The sequence below is a fragment of the Marinospirillum sp. genome, assembly GCF_044810985.1.
Taxonomy (GTDB): domain Bacteria; phylum Pseudomonadota; class Gammaproteobacteria; order Pseudomonadales; family Halomonadaceae; genus Marinospirillum.
The window spans coordinates 2,408,684-2,421,035 of record NZ_CP085242.1 but is presented as its reverse complement, the minus strand read 5'-3'; the positions used below and the strand labels follow the sequence as shown (position 1 = coordinate 2,421,035).

15 protein-coding genes are annotated in these 12,352 nt (G+C 48.7%); 11 read left to right on the top strand and 4 right to left on the bottom strand.

The genetic code is table 11. The features are described 5' to 3' along the window. The first annotated feature begins 152 nt into the window (after positions 1 to 152). Both LG323_RS11415 and LG323_RS11410 read left to right on the top strand, forming a co-directional pair. The gene (locus LG323_RS11415; protein ID WP_310697278.1) at positions 153 to 719 is read left to right on the top strand and encodes a cupin domain-containing protein; all 567 of its coding nucleotides are present in this window, start codon (positions 153 to 155) and stop codon (positions 717 to 719) included. A 117-nt stretch (positions 720 to 836) separates the two neighbouring features. Continuing rightward, complete coding sequence (locus LG323_RS11410) at positions 837 to 1,853, top strand: AbrB family transcriptional regulator (protein ID WP_404416196.1); 1,017 nt, start codon at positions 837 to 839, stop codon at positions 1,851 to 1,853. On the opposite strand, the gene LG323_RS11405 is transcribed toward LG323_RS11410, so the two are convergent. Both LG323_RS11405 and LG323_RS11400 read right to left on the bottom strand, forming a co-directional pair. Beyond that, positions 1,791 to 2,333, bottom strand: a complete 543-nt coding sequence (locus LG323_RS11405) for a cyclic nucleotide-binding domain-containing protein (RefSeq protein ID WP_404416193.1) — start codon at positions 2,331 to 2,333, stop codon at positions 1,791 to 1,793. The two genes, LG323_RS11410 and LG323_RS11405, sit on opposite strands and share 63 nt — an antisense overlap. Positions 2,334 to 2,503: 170 nt before the next feature. Then, the gene (locus LG323_RS11400; RefSeq protein ID WP_310697275.1) at positions 2,504 to 2,794 is read right to left on the bottom strand and encodes an encapsulin-associated ferritin-like protein; all 291 of its coding nucleotides are present in this window, start codon (positions 2,792 to 2,794) and stop codon (positions 2,504 to 2,506) included. A 60-nt stretch (positions 2,795 to 2,854) separates the two neighbouring features. On the opposite strand from LG323_RS11400, the gene LG323_RS11395 reads away from it, so the two are divergent. Then, positions 2,855 to 3,325: a gamma-glutamylcyclotransferase family protein gene (locus LG323_RS11395; protein ID WP_404416190.1), complete on the top strand. Its 471-nt coding sequence runs from the start codon at positions 2,855 to 2,857 to the stop codon at positions 3,323 to 3,325. A 1-nt stretch (position 3,326) separates the two neighbouring features. Here LG323_RS11395 and LG323_RS11390 read toward each other — a convergent pair whose 3' ends face one another. Continuing rightward, positions 3,327 to 3,551, bottom strand: a complete 225-nt coding sequence (locus LG323_RS11390; protein WP_404416187.1) for a hypothetical protein — start codon at positions 3,549 to 3,551, stop codon at positions 3,327 to 3,329. Between the two features lie 199 nt (positions 3,552 to 3,750). Between LG323_RS11390 and LG323_RS11385 the strand changes: the two genes are divergently transcribed. Then, complete coding sequence (locus LG323_RS11385) at positions 3,751 to 5,085, top strand: methyl-accepting chemotaxis protein (RefSeq protein ID WP_404416184.1); 1,335 nt, start codon at positions 3,751 to 3,753, stop codon at positions 5,083 to 5,085. Beyond that, positions 5,054 to 6,216 (top strand): IS3 family transposase gene (locus tag LG323_RS11380; protein WP_404416181.1). Its coding sequence is split into 2 segments (ribosomal slippage): positions 5,054 to 5,309 and positions 5,309 to 6,216, totalling 1,164 coding nucleotides; the frame shifts between segments, so codons are not numbered across the junction. The genes LG323_RS11385 and LG323_RS11380 overlap by 32 nt, the downstream gene beginning before the upstream one ends. A gap of 82 nt (positions 6,217 to 6,298) precedes the next feature. On the opposite strand, the gene LG323_RS11375 is transcribed toward LG323_RS11380, so the two are convergent. Next, a complete protein-coding gene (locus tag LG323_RS11375; RefSeq protein WP_404416178.1) occupies positions 6,299 to 6,682 on the bottom strand; it encodes a helix-turn-helix domain-containing protein in 384 nt (127 codons plus the stop codon). Between the two features lie 158 nt (positions 6,683 to 6,840). On the opposite strand from LG323_RS11375, the gene LG323_RS11370 reads away from it, so the two are divergent. The 6 genes from LG323_RS11370 to LG323_RS11345 all read left to right on the top strand — a co-directional run bounded on the left by LG323_RS11370 (position 6,841) and on the right by LG323_RS11345 (position 12,337). Further along, positions 6,841 to 7,506: an EAL domain-containing protein gene (locus LG323_RS11370; RefSeq protein ID WP_404416175.1), complete on the top strand. Its 666-nt coding sequence runs from the start codon at positions 6,841 to 6,843 to the stop codon at positions 7,504 to 7,506. 264 nt (positions 7,507 to 7,770) lie between these two features. Continuing rightward, entirely contained in the window at positions 7,771 to 8,484 is a 714-nt protein-coding gene (locus LG323_RS11365; RefSeq protein WP_404416172.1) for a hypothetical protein, read from the top strand. A gap of 30 nt (positions 8,485 to 8,514) precedes the next feature. Then, positions 8,515 to 9,738, top strand: a complete 1,224-nt coding sequence (locus tag LG323_RS11360; protein WP_404416169.1) for a methyl-accepting chemotaxis protein — start codon at positions 8,515 to 8,517, stop codon at positions 9,736 to 9,738. 10 nt (positions 9,739 to 9,748) lie between these two features. Beyond that, positions 9,749 to 10,111, top strand: a complete 363-nt coding sequence (locus LG323_RS11355; protein ID WP_404416166.1) for a response regulator — start codon at positions 9,749 to 9,751, stop codon at positions 10,109 to 10,111. Between the two features lie 11 nt (positions 10,112 to 10,122). After that, complete coding sequence (locus LG323_RS11350; protein WP_404416163.1) at positions 10,123 to 10,407, top strand: lipid asymmetry maintenance protein MlaB; 285 nt, start codon at positions 10,123 to 10,125, stop codon at positions 10,405 to 10,407. After that, positions 10,400 to 12,337, top strand: coding sequence for a chemotaxis protein CheA (locus tag LG323_RS11345; RefSeq protein ID WP_404416160.1), 1,938 nt, complete (start codon positions 10,400 to 10,402; stop codon positions 12,335 to 12,337). Before LG323_RS11350 ends, LG323_RS11345 begins: the two co-directional genes overlap by 8 nt. Positions 12,338 to 12,352 lie beyond the last annotated feature (15 nt).

Here is a 12,352-nt window from a genome sequence, read left to right as displayed (position 1 = left end):
TGGTTATTTATAAGCATAAATTAGGCCAACTTGTAAAAAAACCGCTGTCTCCATTCGTCAAGTGTTAATTTTAATTAACCGGTCGAATCAAACTGCACCAGCAGCTGTCAGATGGTCTGGATCGCGAATCAAAAGAGTGCATAAACAACACCATGAAAAGCTCAATTGCCAATTCCCAACTCAATCTCGGGCACCGACTCAAACACCTGCGGGAGCAGGCCGGGCTTTCCCAGCGCGAGCTGGCTCGCCGGGCAGGAGTCACTCATGCTGCCATTTCCCTGATTGAATCCAATCAATCCAGCCCCTCCGTTGCTTCCTTGAAAAAAGTGCTGGATGGCATTCCCATCAGCCTGAGCAGCTTCTTTTCCCTGGAAGCACCGGAAGAAAACCGGATTTTCTTTCGCGCCCATGAACTGGTGCCCTTGACCGAAGGGGATTTAAGCTTTCGCCAGGTGGGCAATATGCAGCATCACAGCCTGCAACTCCTGCATGAACACTATGCCCCCGGTGCCGATACCGGGGAGAGCATGCTGGAGCATGAATCCGAGGAAGGAGGCATTGTCATCCAGGGGGAAATTGAGCTGACGGTGGGTGAACATCAGGCGGTTTTAAAAGCCGGTGATGCCTATCTTTTTGACAGCCGCCAGCCGCACCGTTTTCGTAATATCGGGGAGGAGGAGTGTGTGATCATCAGTGCTTGCACACCCCCTTACCTGTAACCCTCCTTCACATCGACGTTACTCCGAGTAATATCCATGGGTAACACCGCTTTAGCCTGGGGCCAGGGTTTCTGCTATTCTTGCCGCTTTTGATGGCACGCAAGGGGAAGCTCGTTGGTGCACTTCTCGGTTTTATTAAAGCTGCTCAATACCCTCTGGGTCGGGCTGGCCGGTGGCCTGATTTTTTATTGGTTGAACGTGCCCCTGGCCTGGATGCTGGGCCCTTTGGTGGCCAACCTGTTGGTTTCTCTGACCGGGTTGCCCGTGGGCATCAAGCCCCGATTGAGGGGCTGGTTTCTGGGCAGTCTCGGCGTGATTCTGGGTGGGCAGGCCAGCCAGGATACTCTGGCCCAGGCCAGCAACTGGCCCGCCAGTCTGGCGATATTAAGCTTCGGCGTGGTTTTGATTATTCTGGGAGTGGCTTTTTACTTTCGTAAAGTGGCTGGCTTTGACAAGGCATCCAGCTGGTTTTCTGCTGTGCCCGGTGCCATGACTTCCATGATTATGATGGGCGGCCAAGCCGGAGGCGATGAACGTAAAATCACTCTGGCTCACGCTCTGAGGCTGACATTTGTTGTGCTCCTGGTGCCTTCACTGTTCTGGTTTTTTTTCACTCCGCCGGATGCCGCCAGCAACCCCCTGTTTCAGGAACCGGACAATCTCTGGCTACTCTTGGGCATTGCCCCTGCCTGGTGGCTGGGTAAAAGGTTGCGGCTGCCGACCCCCGAATTCACTGCCCCTCTGTTCATGAGCGTGGCAGCAGCCCTGTCAGGGCATGCCTTTGCAGGCCCTCAGGTTCTGGTAGCTGCGACCTTTCTGGTATTGGGCGGGTCCATCGGGGCACGCTTTTACGGCACCCGACTGCAAGAAATTCTCTGGTTGGGAAAGCATGCTTTGGGGGCAACCCTGGTTGCTCTAAGCCTGGCGGCTTTCACCGCCGCGATCATGTACTGGCTATTGGAAATCCCTTTTGCAACGGCTCTGTTAACCATGACCCCCGGCGGTGTTGGTGAAATGGCCATGGTGGCCCTGGCTCTGGGGGTGGACCCGGTCTTCATTGCCGCTCACCACCTATTTCGCATCCTCGCTCTCATGCTGCTGATCCCCTTCCTGGTTCCCTTCTGGAGCAATTGATTCCTCTTCATCCAGTTTTTCTGAAACCGGTTTCTGGGGTTTTTTAATACCCCCCTGATTGCTCAGTTCCAGATTTTTCTGCTGCAGACGCTCCACCAGCTTCAGGATGATCTGATCCTTGATTTTTTCCCTGGCCGAAGGTGCCATGGTCTTGAGAGCAACCCGGCTGCAGCGGAAAAGAACCGTCTGCCGGGTGGCCACCACACTGGCAGTTCTGGGGCTATCGGTTAAAAAAGCCACTTCACCGACGGTTTCTCCGGGAGGAATGGAGGCAATTCTCACTTCCTTGCCGGCTTCATTGGTCATGCGCACATCCAGCTCGCCACTCAGGGGAATGTACAGAGTGGGGTCAACACTGCCCTGTTTGATGACGTATTCACCTTCCTCTGCCAGCACAATCATTCCCTTGCCTTCAACCAGCAATTGCTTGTCGGTTTCCGGGAAGTCCTTGAAGAATTCCAGCCGACTCAGCAGCTGCATTATTTTGTGCCTAAGCGTATTGATCTGTTTCATCAGCCTGCCTTTCCTTATCATTAAATGACCTGCCACCAAGGATAGCAGAGCAGCTACAAGAAAAAACCTGACCCAGTTAAAGTTTTTGCCAGTTACAATAAAAAAAGGCCTGCACCCTGGCAGGCCCGTCAGACCGCTCAGTCGTGATGACCCAGAGGCTTATCGGTGAACAAGAATTCCTTAAGGTACTTGTCAAAAACCGAATTGTTGCGTCTGATCCACTCCAGCGCCATGGCGGCATGTTCGATTTCTTCATCACGATTATGGGCAAGAATGGCGGCCAGCTCCTTGTTCTTGCAGGCATCAACCCTTTGGTTGTACCAGTCCACAGCTTCCAGCTCCTCCATCAGGGATACGATGGCACGGTGGAAGTCCCGCGTTTCATCCGTCAGTTCGGCAACAGGTTCATGATAGCCTTCATTCGACATAGTCAGCTCCTCATCGTTAAGCTGGTAAATAACATATAACCCTAGGGAATCTAGCAGATTTTGAGTAAAAGGCCCAAACACCCCCAAAAGCGTCGACTGAGCAAAACCCAGACCCTGCTGTTAATCAGTGGGCTTTTACCCTTGCTGCTGGCCAGCTACTGGTGGCTGGTCTGGCAAAGCCCCTGGTTGTATCAGCCACCGGCTGATCTGCCTGCTGTGGATGATCGGGAAAGCCATCTGGTTTTTGCCTATGGCACCCTGAAAAGCCCCTTGGTGAGGTTTATTGTGACGCATCGCATCAGCAGCGGGGAAGCGGCGCGGCTGCCCGGCTTTGAAAAGCAGGGGCTGAATATAGTTCCCAGTAAGGGGAGCCACACCCAGGGCATTGTTTTTAAAGCCACACCGGAGGAGCTGCGCAGGCTGGATCGCTACGAAAGAGTTGGTATCCGTTACGGGCGGCGGGAACATGAGTTGAGTAGTGGGCAGACCGCCTGGGTGTATCATCTGTTACCGGAAGAGTCTGACTACTAGCTTACTGAACCACCTGGCTGGATGCAGGCCTCAGCAGACTTTTGAAGTCACTTGCTTGCATCGGACGATAAAAATAATAGCCTTGAATTTTCATTAAAAAAGTTCGGTCAATCTTCAGCTCATCAAGAGGCAACCTGGATAGATAGGATAAACTGGTCACCTGCTGCCACACCCAAGGCATCAAACTCTGACGACCATCCAACATGGTTTGCGGATTTTTTGCCATACTCCCAGCCCCTTTATTCGGCTCCCTCAAGCTAATTTTTTCTTTTATAGCGTCACTAACACTTGGATGCCCACAATTCACCAAGCATTAAATATGCATCCTAAACATATTTTTATGCCTTGAAAGCAAAATCAGCCTAGATTAATATGCTTTAAAAACACACTGATTTATGGATGCCTACTAGAGACAGGTAGCAGTCGTGCCAGGTAAACAGACAAGAACAAGAGTCCCAGTCAGAGCTGTACAAAATATTTTGCTTTTGCTGGCAAGCATTTGGGTGTTGGTGCTTTTTACTCAGGATTGGGTTATGGCTTTAAGCGAACACATCTCAGTATCTCACTCTGTAATTCAGGCCAGCATGAACACACTACTTGTTTTGGTGGTTCTTTCTCTGCAAGCCCTCTGGTCAGTTTTCAGAAAAGGCGATCTAACGAATGGACTCGACCAGGCTTTAGAGTCTTTAAGAGAAGAGCTAAAGCAACTGGTACAGTCCTCTTCTCTAGCCACCTCAACTCTTGAGAACCGTCAACCCGTTTACGGTCTTCTTTCCGGGCACTTACAAAGAGTCAATACTCACACGGAAGCGGCTGCCGTTGATCTCATGCAACAACTGGATACCATGGAGGCTGAAGTGCAGGGTTTTTCTTCTCTGGTCAGCCAGCACTCACAGGAAACCGAATGCCTGGCCTCCGAATCTCGAGAAAAATCCCAAGCCAACCAGACTGCTCTCAATAATGTTTCCCAACTGATTCAGCGTCAGAATCGGCAGATGGAGGCCAACCAGGAAAAAGTACTGGCCGTTTTGGATAAATCCAAATCTTTGCAAGCTAGTCTTGAGTTGATTCAAAAGGTGGCTGCACAAACCAACCTTTTGGCACTGAACGCCAGCATTGAGGCAGCCAGGGCTGGCGAACTTGGCAGAGGTTTTGCTGTGGTTGCAGATGAAGTCAGGAATCTATCCCAGCAATCGCAGCAAGCCGCCGAACAAATTGGTGAAGAGACCCGGCAAATGCTGGAAACAATTCGTGAGGAATTTAAAGATGAGCTGAGCGACGATCATCAGTCTCAGGAAAAAGAGGTTCTAAAGCAGGTTGCCAACCAGATGCAGCAGCTTGGTGATGGTTATCAACAGTTATTGGAGCAGCACACGCAACTGGTTTCTGAAATGCATTCCACCAGTGAGCGTTTCAGTGAGCAGGTCATCCATGCCCTATCAACCATACAGTTTCAGGATATTACCCGCCAGCAAATCGATCAGGTGGTGAAGGGACTGGAAGTTTTGAACACCAATGACCAAGTATTAGTCAGACTTTTGGATAAGCTTCAGCCACCCCATGCTGAAGGGCTGCAAATTAACCTGGAGGATTTTAAATCTCAATATGTTACCCAGGATCAGCACACTACCCACGCATCAGCACTGGGCATACGGAAACCGTGTAGTGGTTCAATGATTCCGGACACCAAAGTAGGTGGTAATATTACCACCCTAAACGAGGTGTCTGATGACCATGAAACGACGTTCATTTTCTCCTGAGTTCAAGCAGGAAGCCGCCAGCCTGGTGCTGGATCAAGATTACACCTTTGCCCAGGCAAGCAGGTCCCTTGGCATTGGTGAAAGCGCTCTTCGGCGCTGGGTGCAACAACTGACGGAGGAGCGTGAGGGTGTTACCCCCAAGGGCAAAGCCATCACTGCGGATCAGAGGCGCATACAAGAGCTGGAAGCCCGCTGTAAACGCCTTGAGCAGGAGAAAGACATACTAAAAAAGGCTACCGCTCTCTTGATGTCGGACGGAATCAATCGTACGCGCTGATAGACCAGTTGAGTGAGCAGGAGCCTGTTGAAATGGTCTGTAAAGCGTTTGGTGTCAGTCGCTCCAGTTATTACGAGTATCGTCAACGGCGCAGTCGATTGGACGTTGAACGTCTGACTTTGAAAGCTCATATCAACCGCCTGTTCACGAAAAGCAGAAGCTCAGCCGGCAGTCGGACAATCCAGAGCCAACTCAGGGAAGAAGGAGCTATGATCGGGCGTTTTAAAGTCCGTAGCCTGATGAGCGAGCTGGGATTAATCTGCAAACAACCCGGCCCTCATGCTTACAAGCAGGCCACTGTGGAGCGAGTCGATCTACCCAATCATCTGGCCCGCAAGTTTATGGTTGAGCAGCCCAACCAGGTCTGGTGCGGTGACATCACCTACATCTGGGGCGGCCAGGGTTGGAGCTATCTGGCCGTTGTACTGGATCTTTATGCTCGTCGTGTGGTGGGTTGGGCCCTCTCATCCAGCCCGGATGCCGATCTGGTGGTTAAAGCCCTGGATCATGCCTGGGAGCAGCGAGGCCAACCTAAAAAGGTAATGTTCCACTCAGACCAGGGAAGCCAGTATGCCAGTCGCAAGTTCCGTCAGAGGCTCTGGCGCTACCAGATCAAACAGAGCATGAGTCGACGTGGAAACTGCTGGGACAATGCTCCGATGGAAAGACTGTTCCGCAGCCTGAAGTCGGAATGGATACCCAGGCTGGGCTATAGAAACCTGTCAGAGGCTAGGCGAGACATATCAGGGTATCTGATGAGTTACTATAACCAGCAACGGCCTCATGCCTTCAATGGTGGAATATCGCCCGTGGCAGCTGAGGAAAAGCTTAAAATACTGTCCGGGATTAGTTGACCACTACACCGAGGGTTCAAGCAACGCAAGCTGTAGAGCTATTTTGATAACAGTTACCTGAGCTAGGCTTCTTGCAGCGCTGCTATTTTTCTAACTCATCAGTAGTCTGAGTAGGCTGCTTGCGTAGAGAAACTTCAACTTCTACTAACTTTTTTTGTTGACGCCTTTGCAAAAGCTCAGCGAATTCTAGAAGCAGCTCTTGATCCTGGTCAACCAAGGAAATAAATAGAGTATTCAGTGCCGATTGGCGACGGCTTGCATATTGGCTATCGGCTTCTTGAAAAATATCGGCCAACTGGTAATCCAGAGCCTCAGCAATTTTATACAATAAATCCAGGCTAGGTTTGGCAGAGTCTCGCTCTATTCGCGATAAGTTACCAACATGAGAGCCCACTTCTTCTGCCAACCTGGCCAAGGTTATTCCCTTATTTTTCCTTAGTCTGCGTAGTGATTGACCTAAGCTCATGAGCTACTCCAAAGTATCACGCAATCTGAATTTTTTGCAAAGCATAGTCACTATCACCCATATCCTGTTGCAAAAAACAAAATTCATGCTTATAAAGCACCTTGAAGGTGCAAAATATGCTTTTGAGACATCAGGCAAATGCTTTTAAGAGGTTGAAAGTGAAAGACTCACCACGACCAAGCTATAGTTACCGGCCAATCTACCATACCCGTGAACTCCGATGTCTCGGGTATAAACTGGTTTCAGATCCTGTTCAGGAGCAGTCACTGTCACAAAAAAACTCCTATTTTGTGCATTTGGATCAGGTTCTTGAGGAAATCAAAGCCGCTTCTGATCAGCCGGAGACCTTACAGCTAGCCATTAAACTCCCCTCAGTTCTAATAAGCCAAAAGAACCTGGCATTTGAGCTAAGCCAACTATTAGAAAAACACAAATACGACAAAAGCAAATTACTCTTACTGATTAAAGAGGAAAGCCTGTCTGACCTTGATGTGCTGAACAAAGCTTTACCACAGCTAGCATCACTTGACTTCCAGTTAAGTGTAGATGATTTTTTAGGTCGCCAGAATACTGGCTTTTCAGCTCTGGAATCCCCCTTTATAAGGTACCTTCGCATCTCTTCTGAAGTGACTCGCTCAGCACTTACGTCAGAGGCCGCCAAGTCTTATGCTCGAGGCACAGTCATCCTAGCTGATAGATTGTCCAAGAAAGTGATTTTTGAAGGTGTGGATACAGAAGAAACTTTCAGACTTTTAGTCGACATAGGAGCCACCTTGGCCCAAGGTGATTATTTTTCCAAGCCGGTTCGTTTTGAAAAAAGCTGACCGAACTTTAGACACGGTGCGCACAAAAAATGTGACTCAATCTTCAACATTAGTTCCAAAATCTTTGCAAAACCAGCACAAAACGCAAAAAATTGCAGCACACCAGAAACCCTGACCTTTAAGAGGTCGACTGGTCAATATTAGCAAAATACCAACCCAGTTGGAACATGCAAAACTTTGCAAAAAAAACCATAAAAAAATGCTTGCTAGATATATAATCTCACTATAATGTGCATATATGGCACCTTATTGGAGTGAGATCACTTGATATCTCAAAAGCTTCGCACTGATCCAAGCGCAACTTCCTTATCAGTTTCACCACTTGAAGCTATTTTTGATATTCGCAAAGGGGAGGTGGCTGGACTTAAATGGAGCTCAATCTCGTCCTTGGATTCATCTGGTGACCTGGCTTCAGACCAGTTCTGGCAAGTGATCGAAATGACCCTGGCGTCTTTTGCCAGTGACCTTTCTGGTGAATCATTTCAGTTTCATTTACCAACCGAGCTGCTTGTAGATCATCCTTCCTTTCTTGATGACCTCCAGCGTTTTACTGAAAAAACCGGGCTGGCTCCTGAAAGCCTGGTTCTGGGTGTACCCAGTTACTTTTCTTGTTCATCCGATTTGCACCGGTACCTACTGCCTACCCTAAGTTATCAGGGCTACAGCGTGATCTGGACACTGGAAAGTGAGCACACGGCTCAGTCCTTCAACCCTTTTGTATCCCATATTCGTGTAGACCTAAATCAGCTAACAAATTCAGGTTTTTCGCTGGGCTTTGATCTTAAAAAGTTTGTTTCCACGAGCAAGAAAAGTGGCAAGCATGTGGTTTTTGAGCAGGTCAACAACCCCCAACTTCTATCAGCAATTGAATCCGCTGGTGGTCACCTGATTCAAGGTCGTTACTTAAGCCGACCACTTGCAGTTGACCAGGTTATGGAAGCGCACTCACTGGCCCACCTTTTGGCCAATCACTTTTAAGTTTTTGAAGCCTTTATGAGAGACCCCTCAATGGACAACCTGATGCACTCACCTGGAAAGACAATCAAAGCCAATCTGATCAAGCTGTCAGGCAGCCTATCATTCACCGTGCTGTTTGTAGGTTTTGGTTTTGCTGCATCACTATCAACAGGTCATTCTTGGTATTTTCTGCTATTTATTCCAGCGGTGGCAGGTGCTGTCGCGACTCGCCACTTCTGGAAAAAGTTTTGCCGACTTGGGCGTTTAATCCAAGAGCACCAGGATCAAATGACTTTTCTCAAGGGTTCAGAAGATTATCAGGAAACCTACACGAGCTTAGTCACCTCGATTCAAGAAGCTTTGCCACTATGGATAAAGATCGTCAAAGGTGGAAAGGACGATATGGAAGCCGCTGTTTCCGATTTGTCCGAACGTTTTAGTGCCATTTCTCACCAGCTACAAATTTCTTTGAATTCCAGCGATGAGTCCTCTCTCTATAAACGGGAGCAGGCGTTAAAAGAAATTACGGAGGAGGCAGTTCATACCTTCAATCAACTCTGGGCTTCATTGGATGACTCCGCGCAACGTGATGCAGAGACCTTGAAAACCATTAAGGGATTATCTGAGCAAAATACTCAACTGGTGAAGTTTTCAGATGAAGTGCAGCAAATTGCGGATCAGATCAACCTTCTTGCTTTGAATGCCACGATTGAAGCGGCGCGTGCCGGTGATGCTGGACGTGGTTTTGCCGTTGTCGCAGACGAAGTACGCAAGCTGGCTAAACGTTCCTCTTCTACAGGTGATGAAATCAGAAAGCTGGTAAGCAGTGTCAATGAAAAGGTCGACCAGGTTGTCAATCAAACAGAAGACAACTTCGATGCCTCTCGCGAAGCTCGTGAAAACAACAAGGGCAGTATTGGCAAGACACTCGGCAGCATCAATCAACGTATTGAATCCATTGCCGAAGATGCTCAAACCCTGCTACGCCTGAAAGATGATGTCGAAGAACAAGTGACCAACGTCATCGTCAAACTCCAATTCCAGGATCACCTGAGCCAAATTCTTGAGCATTTAACCGATGCATTTACTGATTTAGAAGAAGTGGTTGGTTATAGCTCTTTCGAGCAACGAGAACAGCTGCTTACTGCAGCCAGCCATCTAATGCAGCGAATGAAAGATCGCGCCAGTACCGATTTTGAGCGCAGCATCTTATCCGGCGAAAACCATCAACGTTCTCATGAAAAAGAGAACTCCAGTGAATTAACTTTTTTCTGAGGTAATACCGATGAGCAAAACTCTATTAGTCGTTGACGATTCTGCGTCCGTTCGCCAGGTAGTTGGAATGGCTCTTCGCGGGGCGGGTCATGAAGTCGTCGAAGCCGTGGATGGTAAAGATGCCTTGAGCAAACTGGATGGTCGAAAAATTCACCTGGTGATCAGTGATGTCAATATGCCCAATATGGATGGTATCAGTTTCGTTAAAGCCATGAAAACCAAGCCCGAATACAAATTCACTCCGGTACTGATGCTGACCACTGAGTCGGAAGAAGGGAAAAAAGCCGAGGGGAAAGCAGCTGGTGCCAAAGCTTGGCTGGTGAAGCCTTTTAAGCCGGATGTTCTCTTATCTGCTGTCAGCAAGCTAGCCTAGGTCACCTGATCATGAACGCACCGGTTAAAGCACTGACTATTTATGAAGTTGCATCTCTGGAAGCAGCTTTTACGGCTCAGATACAAGAGCAAGAATCACTGAAGCTGGATCTTAGCCAACTTGAGGAACTGGATTCAGCAGGTGTGCAGTGGCTTTTAGCTCTTCAGGCCCGCAAGGCGAGGCAAGGTTGTACCTTGTATCTAAGCAATATTTCCGATTTGGCTCTGGAAGCCTTGAAAAGGTTGGGGCTCAGTGCCGTCTTGAATATTGAGACCCAGGGTGAAGGCCATGCTTGATGCTGTACAGGTCTTTCAGGATGAGGCTGCCGAGCATCTGGCCAATCTGGAGGAAGCCCTTCTTTTATTGGAAGAAAACCCCAGAGCAGCCGATCAAATTGCCAGTGCCTTTCGTGCTATGCATACCATCAAAGGCTCTGCCGGAATGGTGGGCTACGATCATTTATCCTATTTCACGCATCACCTGGAAACCTTCTTTGATGAAGTTCGTGCCGACCGGGTTGTGTTGAATGAAGACTTGATTGCCTTGGTACTAGAGTCCAAAGATCATATTGAGTACCTGCTGACAACCAACCCGCCTTCACCGGAAACCAAGTTGGTCAGTGAAGCTCTGATTCAACGTTTGGCTGCTATTGCACCCAGTAGCAAGCAAGAAACACCAGCGGCTCAGAAAAAAACAAAACTTCAGCCTGCAGATGAAAAAAAACTCTACCGCTTGGATATAACACCGGATGCAGACTCTTTTCGCCAGGGTTTTGACCTGCTTCCTGTCATTCGCGAGCTTGAGGATCTGGGCCATTGCGAAGTTTCTACCAGTCTCAACAAAGATTTCGACCCTGATGCCTTTGATCCGGAAACCTGCTCATTGCAAGTCACTGTCTTGCTGACCAGTGAACAGCCTGAAGGTGCTATTCAGGATGTCTTTATGTTTGTTGTTGATGACTGGTCCGTAGAAATTACTGAGCTGGACGAGGAAAAACCTGAAACCGGTAATTTGCCAATACCCGAACAGCAGGAGCCTATTGCCAAGCAGCAACAGGAAAGTCAGGCCAAAAAAACCAGCGAACCGACTCTTAAAGTTCCTCAGGGCAAACTGGATCAGTTAATGGATCAGGTCGGGGAACTCGTTATCCTGCAAGCTTACCTTGATCAGTGGGCACAAAATAACGAAGACGAACAACTACAGTCCATTGCCGAAGAGCTGGATCGCTTGTCGTCCAACCTGCGTGATACCGTCTTTGATATTCGCATGTTACCTATTGGTAGCACCTTTGGTCGTTTTCGCCGTTTGGTTCGGGACTTATCCAAAGACCTGGGTAAACAGGTTCGATTTATCACTGAGGGTGCCGAGACCGAACTCGACAAAGTGGTTCTGGATCGCCTGGGTGATCCCTTGGTTCACCTGCTTAGAAACAGTCTGGATCACGGCATTGAAGATCCACAAACCCGGCTGAATAAGGGGAAGCTGAAAGAAGGCACCTTAAAACTCCTTGCCTCTCACAATCAAGGGCAGATACAAATCAGCATCAGTGATGATGGTGCGGGCCTTAATACTGAGCGCCTGCTTGAAAAAGCCTTGGAAAAGGGCCTGGTTTCTGAAGACCAGGAGCTGGATGACCGGGCCATTCATCAATTGATCTTTGAACCGGGATTCTCAACGGCCAAAGAAGTCACTGATGTTTCCGGGCGCGGCGTCGGCATGGATGTGGTACGCAGCTCTATCGAAGGTCTGCAAGGTCGAATCAGTATTGAAAGCACACCCGACCAGGGAACCCGGCTAAATATTTTTCTTCCGATGACGCTGGCCATCATTGACGGCCTGATGGTCACTGTAGGAGAAGAATATTTTATTGTGCCACTCAGTAGTGTTGAAGAATGCATTGAGACACGGGGAGAAGATCTCAGCAATGACCAGGGTGCCCGCCTGATCAAACATCGCCAACAACTGCTTCCTTGTCTGCGTTTAAGAGAATTCTTTCATCTCCGAGGAACACCTCCAGTTATCGAACAAACCGTCATTCTGCGTTCAGGTGAACACCTGGGTGCAATAACTGTTGATCAGGTCATCGGCCAGTTTCAAACCGTGATCAAAAATCTGGGACAGCTTTACCGAAGAACAACAGGTGTGATGGGAGCGACCGTCATGGGGAATGGTGGTATTGCCATGATTCTCGATGTTGCCGAATTACTGCAAGAAAGTGACCAATAACTGCTTAAATGTCTT

Coding starts and splice junctions, on each gene's coding strand:
- LG323_RS11355 (WP_404416166.1), top strand. CDS start 9,749: ATGAGCAAAACTCTATTAGTCGTTGACGATTCTGCGTCCGTTCGCCAG.
- LG323_RS11375 (WP_404416178.1), bottom strand. CDS start 6,682: ATGAGCTTAGGTCAATCACTACGCAGACTAAGGAAAAATAAGGGAATA.
- LG323_RS11400 (WP_310697275.1), bottom strand. CDS start 2,794: ATGTCGAATGAAGGCTATCATGAACCTGTTGCCGAACTGACGGATGAA.
- LG323_RS11405 (WP_404416193.1), bottom strand. CDS start 2,333: ATGCAGCTGCTGAGTCGGCTGGAATTCTTCAAGGACTTCCCGGAAACC.
- LG323_RS11390 (WP_404416187.1), bottom strand. CDS start 3,551: ATGGCAAAAAATCCGCAAACCATGTTGGATGGTCGTCAGAGTTTGATG.
- LG323_RS11345 (WP_404416160.1), top strand. CDS start 10,400: ATGCTTGATGCTGTACAGGTCTTTCAGGATGAGGCTGCCGAGCATCTG.
- LG323_RS11415 (WP_310697278.1), top strand. CDS start 153: ATGAAAAGCTCAATTGCCAATTCCCAACTCAATCTCGGGCACCGACTC.
- LG323_RS11350 (WP_404416163.1), top strand. CDS start 10,123: ATGAACGCACCGGTTAAAGCACTGACTATTTATGAAGTTGCATCTCTG.
- LG323_RS11360 (WP_404416169.1), top strand. CDS start 8,515: ATGGACAACCTGATGCACTCACCTGGAAAGACAATCAAAGCCAATCTG.